Source organism: Streptosporangium sp. NPDC002607, assembly GCF_053592655.1.
On record NZ_JBSFWD010000018.1, the window covers coordinates 57,006 to 72,636 of the forward strand.

The 15,631-nt window shown below is 70.8% G+C and carries 14 protein-coding genes; 6 read left to right on the forward strand and 8 right to left on the reverse strand.

Annotated elements, in window-relative coordinates:
* Window positions 1-142 precede the first annotated feature (142 nt).
* Complete coding sequence (locus ACWD3H_RS21390) at window positions 143-655, forward strand: NYN domain-containing protein (protein ID WP_451956206.1); 513 nt, start codon at window positions 143-145, stop codon at window positions 653-655.
* A 15-nt stretch (window positions 656-670) separates the two neighbouring features.
* On the opposite strand, the gene ACWD3H_RS21395 is transcribed toward ACWD3H_RS21390, so the two are convergent.
* The gene (locus ACWD3H_RS21395; RefSeq protein ID WP_451956207.1) at window positions 671-2,254 is read right to left on the reverse strand and encodes a pyridoxal-dependent decarboxylase; all 1,584 of its coding nucleotides are present in this window, start codon (window positions 2,252-2,254) and stop codon (window positions 671-673) included.
* A gap of 61 nt (window positions 2,255-2,315) precedes the next feature.
* Between ACWD3H_RS21395 and ACWD3H_RS21400 the strand changes: the two genes are divergently transcribed.
* The gene (locus ACWD3H_RS21400) at window positions 2,316-3,659 is read left to right on the forward strand and encodes an aminotransferase-like domain-containing protein (RefSeq protein ID WP_451956208.1); all 1,344 of its coding nucleotides are present in this window, start codon (window positions 2,316-2,318) and stop codon (window positions 3,657-3,659) included.
* 136 nt (window positions 3,660-3,795) lie between these two features.
* Here the strand turns inward: ACWD3H_RS21400 and ACWD3H_RS21405 are convergent, their stop codons facing one another.
* Window positions 3,796-4,317, reverse strand: coding sequence for a MarR family winged helix-turn-helix transcriptional regulator (locus ACWD3H_RS21405; protein ID WP_451956209.1), 522 nt, complete (start codon window positions 4,315-4,317; stop codon window positions 3,796-3,798).
* 95 nt (window positions 4,318-4,412) lie between these two features.
* On the opposite strand from ACWD3H_RS21405, the gene ACWD3H_RS21410 reads away from it, so the two are divergent.
* On the forward strand, window positions 4,413-5,078 hold the full coding sequence (locus ACWD3H_RS21410; RefSeq protein WP_451956210.1) for an FMN-dependent NADH-azoreductase: 666 nt from the start codon (window positions 4,413-4,415) through the stop codon (window positions 5,076-5,078).
* Window positions 5,075-5,926: an SDR family NAD(P)-dependent oxidoreductase gene (locus ACWD3H_RS21415; RefSeq protein WP_451956211.1), complete on the forward strand. Its 852-nt coding sequence runs from the start codon at window positions 5,075-5,077 to the stop codon at window positions 5,924-5,926. The genes ACWD3H_RS21410 and ACWD3H_RS21415 overlap by 4 nt, the downstream gene beginning before the upstream one ends.
* Before the next feature lie 87 nt (window positions 5,927-6,013).
* Here ACWD3H_RS21415 and ACWD3H_RS21420 read toward each other — a convergent pair whose 3' ends face one another.
* Together ACWD3H_RS21420 and ACWD3H_RS21425 are read right to left on the reverse strand one after the other, a co-directional pair.
* Window positions 6,014-7,006 carry a TIGR04500 family putative peptide maturation system protein gene (locus ACWD3H_RS21420; RefSeq protein ID WP_451956212.1) on the reverse strand — a complete coding sequence of 331 codons (993 nt, stop codon included), beginning with the start codon at window positions 7,004-7,006 and terminating at the stop codon, window positions 6,014-6,016.
* 359 nt (window positions 7,007-7,365) lie between these two features.
* On the reverse strand, window positions 7,366-7,491 hold the full coding sequence (locus ACWD3H_RS21425) for a hypothetical protein (RefSeq protein ID WP_451956213.1): 126 nt from the start codon (window positions 7,489-7,491) through the stop codon (window positions 7,366-7,368).
* A gap of 341 nt (window positions 7,492-7,832) precedes the next feature.
* On the opposite strand from ACWD3H_RS21425, the gene ACWD3H_RS21430 reads away from it, so the two are divergent.
* Window positions 7,833-9,071: a hypothetical protein gene (locus ACWD3H_RS21430; RefSeq protein WP_451956214.1), complete on the forward strand. Its 1,239-nt coding sequence runs from the start codon at window positions 7,833-7,835 to the stop codon at window positions 9,069-9,071.
* Between the two features lie 112 nt (window positions 9,072-9,183).
* On the opposite strand, the gene ACWD3H_RS21435 is transcribed toward ACWD3H_RS21430, so the two are convergent.
* The 4 genes from ACWD3H_RS21435 to ACWD3H_RS21450 are packed head-to-tail and all read right to left on the reverse strand — an operon-like array spanning window position 9,184 to window position 13,323.
* Window positions 9,184-10,185 (reverse strand): LacI family DNA-binding transcriptional regulator, encoded by a 1,002-nt coding sequence (locus ACWD3H_RS21435; RefSeq protein ID WP_355561724.1) that lies wholly within the window; start codon window positions 10,183-10,185, stop codon window positions 9,184-9,186.
* Between the two features lie 47 nt (window positions 10,186-10,232).
* Entirely contained in the window at window positions 10,233-11,114 is an 882-nt protein-coding gene (locus tag ACWD3H_RS21440; protein ID WP_451956215.1) for a carbohydrate ABC transporter permease, read from the reverse strand.
* On the reverse strand, window positions 11,114-12,016 hold the full coding sequence (locus ACWD3H_RS21445) for a carbohydrate ABC transporter permease (RefSeq protein WP_451956216.1): 903 nt from the start codon (window positions 12,014-12,016) through the stop codon (window positions 11,114-11,116). Before ACWD3H_RS21445 ends, ACWD3H_RS21440 begins: the two co-directional genes overlap by 1 nt.
* The gene (locus ACWD3H_RS21450) at window positions 12,013-13,323 is read right to left on the reverse strand and encodes an ABC transporter substrate-binding protein (protein WP_451956217.1); all 1,311 of its coding nucleotides are present in this window, start codon (window positions 13,321-13,323) and stop codon (window positions 12,013-12,015) included. The genes ACWD3H_RS21445 and ACWD3H_RS21450 overlap by 4 nt, the downstream gene beginning before the upstream one ends.
* A 276-nt stretch (window positions 13,324-13,599) precedes the next feature.
* On the opposite strand from ACWD3H_RS21450, the gene ACWD3H_RS21455 reads away from it, so the two are divergent.
* Window positions 13,600-15,612, forward strand: coding sequence for a beta-galactosidase (locus ACWD3H_RS21455; protein WP_451956218.1), 2,013 nt, complete (start codon window positions 13,600-13,602; stop codon window positions 15,610-15,612).
* Window positions 15,613-15,631 lie beyond the last annotated feature (19 nt).

A 15,631-nucleotide genomic window follows, 5' to 3' on the forward strand; every position in this document is an offset into this window, starting at 1 on the left:
GGTGTCCGTGTCGATTGGAACGTACCTGAGTTTGTCACCTCCATACAGCGTCCCCAAAATTATTGGTCGATTCCATCAACACGTGTTTTACTGAACTTCATTGGACACTAAAAATCATCGTCATGGAAGGAACCGATGACCCGTGATCACCCCCACCACGCGCATCGACCGGTTCCAGGCCTCCACGTCACGCGGCAGACGGCGCCTTCGCTCAGGGCGGGCCATGCACCTGCTGGACATCGAGAACCTGACAGGGGCCAGTCGCCCCACCACCTCCGAGGTCGCCGAGGTCATGGTCCTCTACCGGCGGATCGTCCCGATCGGCCCGATGGACCAGTTCGTCGTCGCGGTCAACCACGGCGCGCTCGTCGCGGTCGGGATCGCCTTCCACGGTGTGCAGTTGCTGGCCCGTTCCGGCCCCGACGGCGCGGACCAGGCCCTGGCCGAGGCCGCCCGGGGCGACCGGATGGACCAGCGGTTCGACCGGGTCGTGATCGGCTCGGGCGACGGCTACTTCGCCGACCTGGCCTGCTGGCTCGCCGAGTGCGGTGTGCACGTCACCGTCGTCTCCCAGCGTGAGTCACTCAGCCGCCGCCTGCGCGCCGAGGTGTCCGCCGTCATCACGCTGGAACCGCCGGCGGCACAGGTGGCCTGACCTTCGGGAGCGTCGTCACGACCGGGGCGCGGCCGATTCCAGGATCTTCGCGATTCTGCCGAGGTCGGCCTCGGTGGTGCGCCAGTTGCTGAACGCGGCACGCAGCGCGGGCACCCCGGCGTAGACCGTCGGGGTGAGGAAGGCCTCGCCGGACTCGATGATCGAGTCGACCACCTCCCCGATCCGTTCGGGGGAGGGGGAGGAGGCGAGGGTGAAGCAGACCACGTTGAGCCGTACCGGGGCGAGCAGCCGGTAGGCGGCCATCGAGGCGATCCGCGCGCCGAGCCCGGCGGCGAGGGCGATGTCGCGGCGGACGATCTCCGCGTGCCCCTCGCGCCCGTAGGCGGCCAGCGTGAACCAGGCCGGTAGCGCACGCAGGCGCCGTGAGTTCTGCGGGGTCAGGTGCGCGAAGTCGGGCTCCTCGCTCAGCGGGGTGAGATAGGCGGCCGAGTTCAAAAAGACGCGGGCCTGCAGGTCGCGGCGGCGGGTGAACTGGATCGCGCTGTCGTAGGGCACGTTCAGCCACTTGTGCAGGTCCGCACAGACCGAGTCGGCCTCGCCGAGGCCCGCGACGAGGTGGGCGTGCTCGGGGGAGAGCGCGGCGAAGGCGCCGAAGGCGGCGTCCACGTGCAGCCAGAAGGGATGATGCTCGCGCAGGGCGGCGATGGCGCGCAGGTCGTCGAAGTCGACGGTGTTCACCGTGCCGGCATTGGCGACCACGATCGCCGGTGCGCCGTCCAGCCGGTCGAGTTCCTCGGCGAGCAGGGCCACGTCCACCGCCTCCCGCCCCGGCAGGACGCCGACGTGCCGGATCGCCGACCGTCCCAGCCCGAGCATGGACAGCGACTTGACGATGCTGGAGTGCGGGCTCGCCGACAGCACCGTCACCGGCCCGAGCGCGGCCGCGCCCGCCTCGGCCACCGACACGCCGCGCAGTTCGCCCAGCCACTCCCTGGCGATCGCCAGGCCCGCGAAGTTGGACATGGTCGCGCCGCTGACGAACGTCCCCTCGTGCTCCGGCGGCAGGCCGAAGAGGTCGCGCAGCCAGGCGACCGTCTCCCGTTCGAGGTCCGGGGCGAGGGAGTCCAGGCCGGAGGTGGGGTTCTGGTCGAGGGTGCCGGTCAGCCAGTCGCCCGCCAGCGCCGCAGGTGTCGCGCCACCCGTGACGAAGCCCAGGTAGCGGGGGCCCGCGCTGGCCGCGAAGCCCGGTTCCCAGCGCCGCGCGAACATCTCCATCGCCCCCTCCAGGCCGACCCCCGTCTCCGGCAGGGACTCGGGCGCCGGTCGCACCGGCGTCCGCGCCGCCGGGCGGTCGTCGAGCCCGGCGAGGAGACGCACGGCGTACGCGCGGGTGGCCTCCATCAGTTCGGGTACGCGGGCGCGATCGGCTCCCAGGGGTCCGCGGATGTGATCGGCCTCCGGCACACCGGACAGGTGGTCGTTCCCGCCGCCGGACGGTCCGGGCTCCTGGTCGCCGTCGGCGCTCGATGGTCCGTGCCGATACTCTCCGCCGCTGTGTGACGGTCCGGGCCGGGGGCCGCCGCCGAGGTGCGGAGAGCCGGGAATGGGAGCGGTGCCCGCGTCGGGTCTGGTGTTCATGCTTCGACGCTAGGAAGCGGAGCATGTTCGCGTCGTGGTCCAATCACGGCAAACTGGACTAGTGCTCAAGGATGTTCTGGCAGGATGGCGGCGATTCGGCGGCCCTCTCGCGGGTGCGCTGGCCGCCGCGCTGCGCGAGGCGGTGCTCGACGGGCGCGTACGCGTCGGGGACCGGCTGCCCTCGGAGCGGCGCCTGGCCGGTGAGCTCGGGGTGAGCCGGGGAACGGTCGTCGCCGCCCTGTCCCGGCTGCGCGAGGAGGGCTGGCTCGTCACCGAGCGCGGCAGTGGCAGCAGGGTGCGGCTGCCGCGGAACCTCGGTGAGCGCTACGCGCCCCTGTCGGTGGACGGCCGGGGCTCGCTTCTCGACCTGCGGCGCGCCGTTCCCGCCGCCCCGCGCGCGATCGTCACCGACGCCGTCACCCGCGCGCTCGGCAGGTCGGCGGGGCTGCTGCTGGAGAGCGGCGAGCCCGGACCCGGCCTGCCCGAGCTGCGCGAGCTGATCGCCCGGCGTCACACCGGAGAGGGATCGGCCACCCGCCCCGAACAGATCCTGGTCACCTCGGGAGCCCGTGCCGCGCTGGCGCTGCTCGTCACCCATCTCGGCCCGCGCAGAATCGTGGTGGAGAACCCCACCTTCTTCGACACCCTCGCCACGCTCAGGCGCTTCGGCATCCGTACCGTCCCCGCGCGGGTCACCGCGGCGGGATGGGACGGCGACCAGCTCGCCACCGCGTTCCGCGAGGCCGCGGGGGGAGCCGCCCTGCTGACCCCCGACTTCCAGAACCCGACCGGGGTGCTGATGGGTTCCGAGGACCGCCGGAAGGTCGCGGAGCTGGCGGCCAGGTACGGGGTGACCGTGATCGTGGACGAGACCGTGCGCGACCTGGACCTGCGCGACCATCCGGTGCCCGAGCCCCGGATCGACCGGGCCGTCACGATCGGTTCCCTGAGCAAGACCGTGTGGGGAGGGTTGCGGGTGGGATGGATCCGGGGTCCGGCCGCGCTGATCCGTGAACTCCTCCTCGACCCGATCAGCGGTCTGTACGCCCCGCCGCCCATGGAGCAGCTCGTGGCCTGTGAGGTCTTACCCCTCATGGGCCGCTTGCTGGGCCAGCGCAGGAGCGAGCTGCGGCGCCAGCGCGACCATCTGGCCAGAAGCCTGGACGGGGACGACGCCTGGAGCTTCTCCCTCCCGCAGGGCGGCCTGGCGCTCTGGCTGCGCCTGAACGGTGTGTCCGGTGAGGCACTCGCGGGGAAGGCGGCCGAGGCAGGGCTCAGCCTGCTCCCGGGGCCGGTGTTCTCACCTGACGGCACCCGGGCCAACCGGCTGCGGGTGCCGTACACAGCCCCGATCGAGACCCTCGACCGGGTCGTCGAACAGCTCAGGCGAGCCCACCGGTCCTGAAAGGCACGTGTCGACGCCCGGTGCCTTCGGCGTGGTTCGGCTCCGGGGTCGTCCTGCCGACCGGTGGCGGGGGCCGGTGCCTTTCACCCGGCGCCCCGGCCAACCGGCGGCCGGTGCCTTCAGTACGGCGGCCCGGCTAACGAGTTCCAACAGGCGTGGTGGGGGCACAGGCGGTTTCACATGGTTGCCCGTCCTCGATTCGCAGGATGGGTGCGCCGGCGAGATGCCGTAGCGCGCTCCTCAGCGCCGCCCGTACCGGGGCGTCGAGATCGGTCAGCAGCTGGTCCTCGATCGCCTTGATGTCATCGCGGGCGGCCTCGAGCGCGAGGCTTCCTTGAGGCGTGACCTCGATGATGCGGGCCCTGCGGTCCGCGGGATCCGGCCGACGGAGAACCAGGCCGGCGCCTTCCAGCTCGTCGAGGATGACGACCAGTTTGCTCTTGTCGACCGACACGGCCTGGGCGAGGGCGAGCTGAGTGCGGGCGGGAGCTTCGACGACCGCCATCAGCACCGTGTAACCCCAGAGGCTCATGCCGTGCTCCCGCACCGCTACGGCCTCCGCCCCGGCGAGGCCCTGCTTCAACCGGGCGAACAGCCAGTGCAGATCCTCGTGCAGCCGGCTGCCGGGCGAGCTTTCGGAGGCAGGAGAGATGGCCATGGCTCCATGATAGCGAGTCGATATGTTCTTGACTTGAAACTATCTTGTTCTATATTGATTGCGAATCCAGATCATATTGAATGTGAGGCAATCTTGTGACGCATCTGCTGCACCTGGACGCCAGCGCACGAAGCGACTCGTTCTCGCGCAGGCTCGGCGAGAGTTTCGCAGCCGCCTGGAAAGCGGCCAATCCTGAAGGGATCTACACCTACCGCGACCTGGTCGCGGAACCGGTACCGCCCGTCGACGAAGCCCGTGTCCAACTCGCCACCCAGTCCTCCCTGAACGGGGTACGCGGCATCCAGGCCATGGACGAGGTGGCCAACACCACCTCCGAACTGGCCGGGGCCTGGGCAGCCACCCGCCCGCTGGTGGAGCAACTGCTCGCGGCGGACGTCCTGCTCGTCGGCGCCCCCATGTACAACTTCTCGGTGCCCGCCGCGCTCAAGGCATGGATCGACCGGGTGGCCCTGCCCTGGTTGCCGCTCCGGGGAAAGTCGGCCGTGATACTGAGCGCGCGCGGCGGCGCCTACGGACCGGGCACTCCCCGGGAGCCCTTCGACTTCCAGGAGCCTTACCTGCGCGCCTTCTTCTCCTCGCTCGGACTGGACGATGTGGAGTTCGTCCATACCGAGCTCACGCACGCCAGGGTCATGCCCTTCCTCGTCCAGTTCCGCGAGACGCACGAGGCATCCCAGGCCGCAGCGCTCGACGCAGTGCACACCCTGGCCACCCGGGTGCGTGCCAAGGCGCCGTCTTGAGCCTGACGTACATCCCGCACTGGCCGTACCCGATCAGCAAGGACGAGAGGACCCCCCACACAATGGACACCGAACTCAGAGACCGCGTGGTCCTGGTCACCGGCGCGTCGAGCGGGATCGGAGCCGCGACCGCCCGCGCCTACGGGCGGGAGGGCGCCCGGGTCGCGATCACCTACCGAAACAACCCGGACAAGGCCGAGAAGGTGGCCGCGGACATCGAGGCCCTGGGCGGGCAGGCGCACGTCGTACGTCTCGACCTCGAAGACCTGCCGACCATCGACCAGGCCGCCGCAACCGTCATCGAACGCTGGGGCGGGATCGACGTCCTCGTCGCCAACGCCGTCCGCTGGGGCGGTGACGGCCCGCCGGATCCCAGCGTCCGGTTCGAGGACGTACCGATGAAGGAGTGGGAGGCGATGATCAACGCCAACCTGGTCGGAACCGCCGCGTCGATCCGCGCGGTCCTGCCCGGCATGCGCGCCAGGGGCTGGGGCCGCATCGTGCTGATCTCCTCAAGCGTCGCGGAGGAGGGACTGCCCGGGCCAGGTCCGTACGGGACCGCCAAATCGGGCCTGTACGGACTCGCCCGCAGCCTCGCCTGGAACGGCGGCCGGGACGGAATCCTGGTCAACGTCGTGGCCCCCGGCTTCACCCTGACCGACAGCCGGGACGTTCCGGAGTTCGTCACCGATGCCCTCGCCGCCGCCACGCCCAGCCGCCGACTCTCCAACTCCGGCGACGTGGCCAAAATTATCGTTTTCCTAGGCTCGGGAGCCAACGGCAACCTCACCGGTGAAGTGATCCGAGACGGCTCCTCCGCCGCACGCGCACCACACCTCGGCGGGTAACCGGCCGCGACCTGGTGGCGGCGGAGCGACTCCTCGCGGAAGACCTTGTTCCGCGCGTCGTCGCGGCGGCCGTGGGAACCCTGTCGGTCACGACCAGTGCCACTCGATCGAGGCCGTGGCGCGGCGCTCGGCCAGCCATTCGGTGAACGCCACCCGCCCGGCCGCGGCCAGGGTCCGCTCGTCCGCCGACGAGGCCGCACGCCCCAGGATGACCCCGGCGAGGAAGGCGGTGCCATGGGCCGTCGGCCCGACGACGTCTCCGGGCGCGCCCTCCTGCAACGGTTCGGGCAGCTCGAAGGCGAAACGCTCGGCGATCGTCGTCTCCACCTCGCCGGCCGGACCCGCGAGCGCGGGGAGGAGGCCCTCCGGTGAGTCACCGCCGAGGTCCTCGAGGGCCCGCTCCGGCCCGATGCTCCAGAGCGCACGCACCCGGTCGAAGCGCTCGGCGTGCGCGGCCAGGTAGGCCGGGCCGAGCTCGGCCTCCCTGCGGCGGCGGAAGCTCCGGCGCCTGGCGATACCGCCGATGTAGGCGTCGAACTGCTGGAGGGTCATCCCCATCTCGGCCGGCCAGGCCGGCATCGTCGCGCGGTCGTGCAGGCCCCGCCCCCGGCGGAACTCCTCCGAGGCGGCCTGCAGGTCCTCGTCGCTGACCGGCGTGTCGTCGTGCTGGATCTCGTTCAGGATCAGGCACTGGTCGACGATCTCGTCGTGCGGCGTCGCGTCGCGGCATGACAATGAGCGGATCATGGTGAGCGCCTGGGCGACCGACAGGTGTATCTCGTCCACGCTGACCAGCCGGCCCGCCGCCCAGCGCGTGGAGTGGTCGATCAGCCAGGGGACGCCGTCGCTGGCCCGCGCGGTGAGCGCGATCGTCCCGCCTTCCGGGTCCTGGAGCAGCAGATCGAAGTCGACCACCGAGGTGCCGGGACGCTCGTCGACGACGAGTTCCGCCTTCAGCTCGGGGTGGTCGGCCGCCCATGCGGCGGCCGTCCGACGGGCCTGCTGCACCTGTGCGTGGCCGCGAGGCAGGCCGCGCAGCAGCCGCACCCCGGAGGCGAGCGTCGTTCCGAGGTCAATCATCGAATACCTCCAGCGTGGAGACCCCGAGCCTTGGCTCCGGGAAATCAGGCTCGTCTCGTCATGAAGGCGCGGCGGAACGGGAATCCTGCTCCGCCGCGCCAGATCGATCAATATCCCGTCCGGCCGGCCCGTGCCGGGAGAGCGGCGTGTGCCGCGCCTTCCTCTCTCCCGGCACGGCCGGTTCGGCGCCTTCCGAAAGGAAGGGCGCCGGGCCGTTTGTCAGCCGATGTACCTCCGGCGGGTCTGGCACCCTGGAAGAGGTTTCTCTCCCGGGCGCCCGACGTACCTTTCGGCACCCTCGGCCGGTGGGGCGCCGCCCCGGGCGGGGTCTGATCCCACCCGGGGCGGCGAGCCGATCGTCAGCTGACCCACCACTCGCCGGCCTGGCCCTTGCTGTTGCGCCAGGACACGGTCATCCGGCCGCCGGCGACCTCGTCCAGCTCGGCACCCTCGAACGGGATGTCGTCAATATTGATCCCGGACATGCCCGGTCCCCTCCGTGGACCGGGTGCGGCGTGCGGCGCCCGGTGTTCTCCGTTACGTCGAGAACGCTAGGTACCGGCTCTTGTGGTCATCTGAAAAATAACTTGGTAACCACTGGCCGCGCTGGTCACGACGGCGAACTGGGCCGTGGTGGGGCGGTGCGGCGGGGGTGACGCCGGAGTGAGCCCGGAGCCCCGAGGGCGGGTGATCCTTACTCGTCCCCACCACAACTGTGTTCTCTTCTGTCACTCGCGTGAGCGCCTGTTTGGCGAACAGCGCGCCGACATTCTGGAATGATCGCCTAGATATCCTGTCGGACATCGAGACTGACGGACAGTGACTGATGCCCCCCATCGATCAAATCACCACCTTCGCATCCGACCAGCCGGTGTTGACGAGCTTCATCGGCGTGTTCGCTCTCGTCCTCCTGGTCGCGGCCTACTTCGCGCTCCGCGCCATCCAGCGAATGGCGGTCCGCTTCTTCCACTCTCACGTCGCGCCCCGTCCGGTGGAGGACATCCTCACCATCGTCGCCGCCAGCATCGCGACGGGTGTCTCCGCCCAGGGCATGTGGCGCTTCTCCGGTGACGTGCTCGGCTTCGACGGTCCGCTGCGGCTGCTGCTCTTCGCCTTCATCGAGGTCGCCGTCATCACCAGCGCGGTCCGGGCCCGCCGCAACATGCGGGAGAACTTCTCGGCAGGCATCGACGGCATCGCCGTGTGGGCGCTCACCGGCCTGACCGCGGTGCTGTCCAGCATGGACGCCCGCAGCATGGCCGAGGCCATCTTCCGGCTCGCCGCGCCCCTGGTGGCGGCGTGGCTCTGGGAGCGCGGCATGGCGATCGAACGCCACCGGATCAGCGGGCGCTCGCGCATCAACTGGCGGCTCACTCCCGAGCGGGCACTGGTCCGCATCGGGCTGGCCGAGGTCAGCGACCGTACGGCGAGTGAGGTCGACGCCCACCGCAGGCTGACCCGGGTCGCGCTGGCGGCCAAGCGCGCCCGCGCGCTCCGCGAGTCCGGGGCGTCCGACCGGAAGATGCGCGCGGCCCTCACCAAGCTGGACCGTGCCATGGACCGGGCGGTGGAGCACACCGGCCTGGCCGTCGACTCGGTACGCCAGGAGGCCCTGCTCTCCCAGATCGGCGCCCTCTACAACACCTCCGCGCTGATCGACCTGACCCCGCCGGTGCCGTGGGACCCGGAGCCTGAGCCGGTGCGTCCCGCGGTGGCCGCGGGGCGATCGGTCATCGACGATGACGATGACGAGGTCCAGGTGCTGGACGGCCCGCCGCCGGTCGTCGACACGGCACAGCGCGCGGCCCTGATGCGTGCCGCGCGGGAGTACTGGGACAAGCAGATCGAGCGGAAGTTCGTGCCCCGGGCGACGGACATCGCCCACGAGACCGGCGTCTCCCTGGCCACCGCCCGGGAGTACCGGGCGCTGTGGAAGCTGGAGCCCAAGGCTCACGCGTTGCTGGAGGCGGCCTTCCACGAGCACGGGATCATCGACACCGGCACCTTCCCCGCCATCGAGACCGAGCAGGTCCTGACCGTGAACGGCTCGTCCGCCGCTCGCTGACCTCGCGCGGAACGACGTACAGCACGACACACCGCACGACTCGCCACCGCCCTCCGTCCGCGTACCCCGGCCGGGGGGCGGTCCGCGTCGCGGGCCGTCCGCTCACACCGGCTCAGGTCGACTCGCGGACGATGAGGTCGGTGGGCAGTATCACCGGCTCCACCTGCTCGGCGCCGTCGATCAGGGCGAGCAGCAGGCGGACCGTCTCCTCGGCGACCCGTTCCAGGGGCTGGCGGATGGTGGTGAGCGGCGGATGGGTGGTGAGTGCCACCGCCGAGTCGTCGAAGCCGCCCACCGCGACGTCCTCGGGCACCCGCCGCCCGGCGGCGCGCAGCGCGGAGAGCGCGCCCGCGGCCATCAGGTCGGAGGCGACGAACACCGCGTCGATGTCGGGGGCACGTTCCAGCAGCCGGGCCATCGCGCTCTCCCCGCCCAGCTGGGTGTAGTCGCCGTGCTCGATGAGCCTCCTGCTCGCCTTCCTGCCGAGGATGTCGGCGAAGCCCTCCAGCCGCAGCGCGCCGCCGGGGGTGTCGAGCGGGCCGGTGATGGTGGCGATCCGCCTGCGGCCCCGCTCGACCAGGTAGCGCGTCATCTGCCGGGCGCCCTCGCGGTCGTCCGCCGCCGCGTAGGGGATCACGTTCTCCCTGCCGATGACAGCCCCCTGGGCGACGGCGGCCACCGGGATGTCCACCAGCGCGTCCACCAGCCTGTCGCCCGCGTGGGTGGAGACCAGGAAGACCCCGTCGGCGTGGCCGCCGCGCAGGTAGCGGACCACCCGGTCGCGGTCGCCGTCGTTCCCGGCGATCATCATCACCAGCGATATGTCCCGCTCGGCGAGCCGCCGGGTGGCGGTGCGCAGCAGCACGCTGTAGTTGGGGTCCTCGAACAGTCGCTCCTGCGGCTCCGACAGGACCATCACCACCGAACCGGTCCGCTGGGTGACCAGGCTGCGGGCGGCCCGGTTGAGCACGTAGCCGGTCTCGGCGATGGCCCGCTTGACCGCGGCGTGCGCCGCGGGACTGACGTACCGGTCGTCGTTGAGCACCCGGGAGACCGTTCCCCGGGAGACCCCCGCCACCGCCGCGACGTCATGGATGGTCGGACGCTTCGCCATGCTCCCATTTTCCCCTCGACCGGGCGAGGCCCGGTCGGGCCCGGCCACTAGCTTTTCACGGCCCCGCCGGCCAGGTCGGTCCGCCAGTAGCGCTGCATGGTGAGGAAGAGCGCGATCAGCGGGATGATCGACAGCAGGGTGCCGGTGAGGATCAGGTTGTACAGGGAGGGCTGGTTGGCGCCGGCCGCGAGCAGCGTGTAGAGCCCGACGGTCAGCGGGAACCTCTGGTCGTCGCCCAGCATGATGAACGGCAGCAGGAAGTTGTTCCAGATCGCGACGAACTGGAACAGGAAGATGGTCACCATGCCCGGGATCATGAGGGGCAGCGCCACCCGGCGCAGCAGCAGCCAGTGCCCGGCGCCGTCGATGCGCCCGGCCTCCAGCAGGGCGTCGGGGACGGCGGCGGTGGCGTAGATGCGCGCCAGATAGATGCTGTACGGGTGCAGGATCTGCGGGAGCAGGACCGACCAGTAGGTGTCGGCGAGCCCGATCCGGGAGAAGAGCAGGTACTGCGGGATGGCCAGCACCACGGCGGGCACCAGGATGCCGCCGATCAGCAGGTTGAAGATCAGGTTCCGGCCCCGGAAGCGGTACTTGGCCAGCGTGTAGCCGGAGACCGCGGAGACGCCGGTGGAGAGCAGGGCGCCGCCACCGGCGTACAGCAGCGTGTTGAGCATCCACAGCCAGAACACGCCGTCGCGGTAGGCGGCCAGGTCGGCGAGGTTGGCGAGCAGCCCGGTGCCGGGGGCGAAGGTCGAGGTGGAGAAGAGCTCCGCCTTCGACTTGGTGGCGGCCACCAGCACCCAGCTGACCGGCAGCAGGCAGTAGAGCGCGCCCAGCAGCAGGATCGCGGTCGGTGCGATCCCGTACGGGCGGCGTCGCGCGGCCGCTCTCCGGCGTCCCCTCGTGGTGAGGGTCGTGGTGGCCATCAGCTCTCCCCGAAGGCGCGGTCGCGGACGACGCGCAGGAAACCAAAGGACAGGACGAGGGAGATCGCCGCGATGACGATCGAGGTGGCGGCGGCCGAGTAGAGGTCGCCGGTGACGAAGGCGTCGCGGTAGACCTTCATGAGCGGGCTCCAGGTCGAGCTGATCGTGTTGGTCAGCGGCCGCAGCGTGGTCGGCTCGGTGAACACCTGGATCGTGGCGATGATGGAGAACACGGTGGTTAGGATGATCGCGGGCAGCAGGATCGGGATCTTGATCCGCAGCGCTATCTGGATCTCGCTCGCCCCGTCGATCCTGGCGGCCTCGTAGTAGGTCATGGGCACGGCGCGCAGGGCGGTGTAGAGCACCAGCATGTTGAAGCCGACGCCGCCCCAGACCGCGATGTTCGCCATGGAGAGGACCACGGTGCCCGAGCCGAGCAGGTCGACGTCGAGCACCTGGCGGATCGGGCTGAGGCTCGGCAGGTAGAGGAAGCCCCACAGCAGGGTGGCGGCCACCCCGGGCACCGCGTACGGCAGGAAGACGGAGACCCTGGAGAAGCGCGCGAGCCGCACGTGCGCCGAGTCCAGCAGCAGCGCGAAGAGCAGGGCGAGCCCGAGCATGACGACGAGCACCAGCAGGCCGTAGCCGAGGACGCGCAGCCAGCCGGCCCACAACTCGCCGTCGGCGAGCGTCGCGGTGTAGTTGTCGAGGCCGGCGAAGACCTCGCGGCGCGAGCCCTTGCCCAGGCCGAGCCCGGAGACCTTGGTGCGCCGCAGGCTGAGGTAGGCCGTGTAGACGATGGGGACGGCCATGAAGAGCGTGAACAGCGCCATGGCCGGTGCGAGGAAGAGGTAGGGGACGGCGCTCGCGGTGCGGGCGCCGCCGCCGAGGCGTCGTGTCATTGGGCGAGCTGGAATCCGGACTTCTGCATGTCGGCGACCGTCGCCTCCTGCATCTTGCCGATGGCGTCGGAGAACGCGGACTTGTCCTGTACGGCCTTGTCGAAGGCGTCCTTGAAGGCGTTGTACGTCACGTTGACGTTCGGCCCGAAGGTGAAGCCCCGCGCGGTGGCGGAGATCGCGGCGGCCTGCTGCCAGAAGTCGGGCTGGTTGGAGAAGTAGTCGGGGGCCTCGCCGAGCATGGTGCCGCCCTTGGCGGCGGCCGGGTAGACCGCGCCCTCCTTGACGAGCAGGCCGAGCGCCTCGGGGTCGGTGTTGAGCCAGGTCGCGAACTTCGCGGCGGCGGCCCGGTTGGGGGACTTGGCGGCGACCGCGGTGGAGGAGCCGCCCCAGAAGCCGCTGGCGTTCTCGCCGGCGCTCCACTGCGGCAGCGGGGCGATCGCCCACCTGCCCTTGGCCTTGGGGGCGTTGCTGGACAGCACGCCCGGCGCCCAGACGGCCGAGGGCCAGGTCAGCAGCTTGCCGTCGTTGAGCGCCTTGTTCCACTCGGGGGTGAAGTACGGCTGGTCGTCGATGGCGCCCTCGGCGACGAGACCGCCCCAGTAGTCGGCGACCTTCCTGGTGGCGTCGTCGTTGACCGCGACCTTCCAGGACTCGCCGCTGATCGACCACCACTGGGCGCCGGCCTGCTGGGCGAGGCCGACGAAGGCGCCGGGGTCCTTGCTGGAGAAGGTGCCCAGGAAGACCTTGGGGTCCTTCTTGCGTACGGTGCGGGCGGCCTCGGCGTACTCGTCCCATGTCTTGGGGACCTCGATGCCGTACTTGTCGAACAGGTCCTGGCGGTAGTAGAGCATCATCGGGCCGCTGTCCTGGGGAAGCGCGTAGACGGCGTCGGTGCCGAGCGTGACCAGCCCCCAGATGCCCTCGCCGAACTCGCCCTTCGCCTGCGCCACGTCGCCGGAGAGGTCGGCCACCGCGTCGGCGGCGACGAAGGAGGGCAGCATCTGGTACTCGGCCTGGACCAGGTCAGGGGGGTTTCCCGCCTTGGCCGCGGTCAGGAACTTGGCGGCCGCGTCGTCGCCGCCGGCCTGCTTGCTGACCGTGACCTGGATGTCGGGGTTGGCGCTGTTCCAGGCCGCCGCGATCTTGTCCATGTTGGGAACCCATGTCCAGTAGGTGAGCTTGACCGGCCCTGCGGGGGCCGAGCTCTGCGCGACCGGGACGGCCGGCTCCTGGGCGGCGCCGGAACATCCGGCGGCCAGGGTGGCGGCGAGAGCCGCGGCCGCCACTGCGAGCCGGTTTCTCTGCATGCGTTCCTCCGTGTCAGGGATGCCGTGTCGGGGGGTGCTGTGCCGGGGGTGCTGTGCCGGGGGTGCTGTATCGGGGTGTCGCGCCGGGGCTCGGGGGCCTGCCATGCGGACATGTCTGTGAACGTTCACAGACTGAAATCCGAGATGTCGCCCTGTCAATGCTCGTTACGCTCTTGTTAATCGCCTGTCCGCGCTGGCGTTCCCGTGGCGACTCTTCCCTGGGTGTCGGGTTTCGATTACTGTGCACGTTCACAGAGATGAGCCAAGGGGGAGCAGTTGCCTGGATATCCCGTCCTGCCGGAGGGCATCGCGTACGGAGGGGACTACAACCCCGAGCAGTGGCCGGAGGAGGTCTGGCACGAGGACGTCCGGTTGATGCGTGAGGCCGGGGTGAACCTGGTCAGCCTCGGCATCTTCGGCTGGAGCCTGCTGGAGCCGGAAGAAGGGGTCTACGACTTCGGCCGGCTGGATCGGATCATCGACCTGCTCGGCTCCTCGGGCATCAGGGTCGACCTCGCGACACCGACCTCCTCCCCGCCCACCTGGTTTCGGGCCGCCCACCCGGGCAGCCACCTGGTCGACCGCGCGGGCCATGTCATCGCCGGAGGCTCCCGGCACAGCTTCTGCCCCAGCTCCCCGGAGTACGCCGCCGCCTCGGAACGGATCGCCGGCCGGCTCGCCGCCCGCTACGCCGGGCACCGGGCGGTCGTCATGTGGCACGTCCACAACGAGTACGGCTGGGCGAACGCGCGCTGCTACTGCGAGACCTCGGCGGAGGCGTTCCGCGACTGGCTGCGCGAGCGGCACGGGGACGTGGCGGCGCTCAACGCGGCGTGGGGGACCACGTTCTGGGGGCTGACCTACGGCTCGTTCGACGAGGTGGAACCCCCGAGGCTCGCACCGGTCGGCCAGCTGACGGCCCTGCAACTCGACTACGCGCGCTTCTCCGTCGACGCGCACATCGCCAACTTCCGCCGCGAGCGCGACGCCATCCGCCGCTTCAGCGACCTGCCGGTCACCACCAACTTCATGATCCCCAACTGCGAGCCGATGGACTACTGGCGGTGGGCGGGCGAGGTGGACGTCGTCTCCAACGACCACTACCTCGACGCCGGGCGGGCCGAGGGCCACATCGAGCTCGCCATGGCGGCGGACCTCACCCGCTCGGTGGCGGGCGGCCGACCGTGGATGCTCATGGAGCACTCCACCGGCGCCGTCAACTGGCAGCCGCGCAACCTCGCCAAGCGGCCGGGGGAGATGCGGCGCAACAGCCTCGCCCACGTCGCCAGGGGATCGGACTCGGTGCTCTTCTTCCAGTGGCGTGCCTCCCGCTACGGCGCGGAGAAGTTCCACTCGGCGATGCTGCCGCACGCCGGGACCGGCTCCGAGCTCTGGCGCGACGTGGTCGCCCTCGGCGCCGAGCTGCGCGAGCTGGCGCCGGTGCGCGGCTCCCGCGTCGAGGCCGAGGTCGCGCTGGTGTGGGACTGGGAGTCGTACTGGGCGCTCGAACTGGAGTGGCGGCCCTCGGTGGACCTGAGGTTCCGCGAGCGGGTGGAGGCGTACTACGAGGCGCTCTGGCGCGAGCACGTCACCGTCGACTTCGTCCACCCCGCGGCCGACCTCTCGGCGTACCGAATGGTCGTCGTACCGAGCTCCTACCTGCTCACCGAGGCCGCGGGCAAGAACCTGCACCGCCACGTGGAGGCCGGGGGCCACCTGGTCGTCTCCTGCTTCTCCGGGATCGTCGACGAGAACGACACGATCCACCCCGGTGCCTACCCCGGCGTGCTGCGCGACGTGCTCGGCCTGTCGGTGGAGGAGTTCCACCCGCTGCCGGAGAACGGCACGGTCGCCGTCGGCGACGACGGGCTGACCGGCCGGATCTGGTCCGAGCGGGTCCGCCTCGCCGGAGCGCGTACCGTGCGCGCCTTCACCGGCGGACCGGACGCGGGCCACCCCGCGGTGACCCGCCACGAGCTGGGAGCGGGCACCGCCTGGTACGTCGCCACGGCCCTCGACCCCCGGGCGGGCCAGGACACGGACGGAGACCTGCGCGCGATCCTCCGCGCGGTCCTCGACGCCGCGGGTGTGTCCCGCCCGCGCGGCCTGCCCGACACCCTCGAACTCCTGCGGCGGGGCCGCCACCTCTTCCTGGTCAACCACGGCGACGAGCCGGTCACCGTCCCGGGTGTGAGCGGGGCCGGGGTTCTCGACGGCGCCGAGCACGCGGGTTCGGCGACGGTACCGGCCGGCGGCGTCACCGTCGTCGAGCTGGCACCGGACGCATGAGCTCCCCCGGTGCCGTGCC

What these genes read in the sequence shown, in the direction of transcription:
- ACWD3H_RS21395 (WP_451956207.1), bottom strand. Translation starts at nt 2,254, where the DNA reads ATGAACACCAGACCCGACGCGGGCACCGCTCCCATTCCCGGCTCTCCG.
- ACWD3H_RS21420 (WP_451956212.1), bottom strand. Translation starts at nt 7,006, where the DNA reads ATGATTGACCTCGGAACGACGCTCGCCTCCGGGGTGCGGCTGCTGCGC.
- ACWD3H_RS21430 (WP_451956214.1), top strand. Translation starts at nt 7,833, where the DNA reads ATGCCCCCCATCGATCAAATCACCACCTTCGCATCCGACCAGCCGGTG.
- ACWD3H_RS21425 (WP_451956213.1), bottom strand. Translation starts at nt 7,491, where the DNA reads ATGTCCGGGATCAATATTGACGACATCCCGTTCGAGGGTGCCGAGCTG.
- ACWD3H_RS21405 (WP_451956209.1), bottom strand. Translation starts at nt 4,317, where the DNA reads ATGGCCATCTCTCCTGCCTCCGAAAGCTCGCCCGGCAGCCGGCTGCAC.
- ACWD3H_RS21435 (WP_355561724.1), bottom strand. Translation starts at nt 10,185, where the DNA reads ATGGCGAAGCGTCCGACCATCCATGACGTCGCGGCGGTGGCGGGGGTC.
- ACWD3H_RS21445 (WP_451956216.1), bottom strand. Translation starts at nt 12,016, where the DNA reads ATGACACGACGCCTCGGCGGCGGCGCCCGCACCGCGAGCGCCGTCCCC.
- ACWD3H_RS21440 (WP_451956215.1), bottom strand. Translation starts at nt 11,114, where the DNA reads ATGGCCACCACGACCCTCACCACGAGGGGACGCCGGAGAGCGGCCGCG.
- ACWD3H_RS21450 (WP_451956217.1), bottom strand. Translation starts at nt 13,323, where the DNA reads ATGCAGAGAAACCGGCTCGCAGTGGCGGCCGCGGCTCTCGCCGCCACC.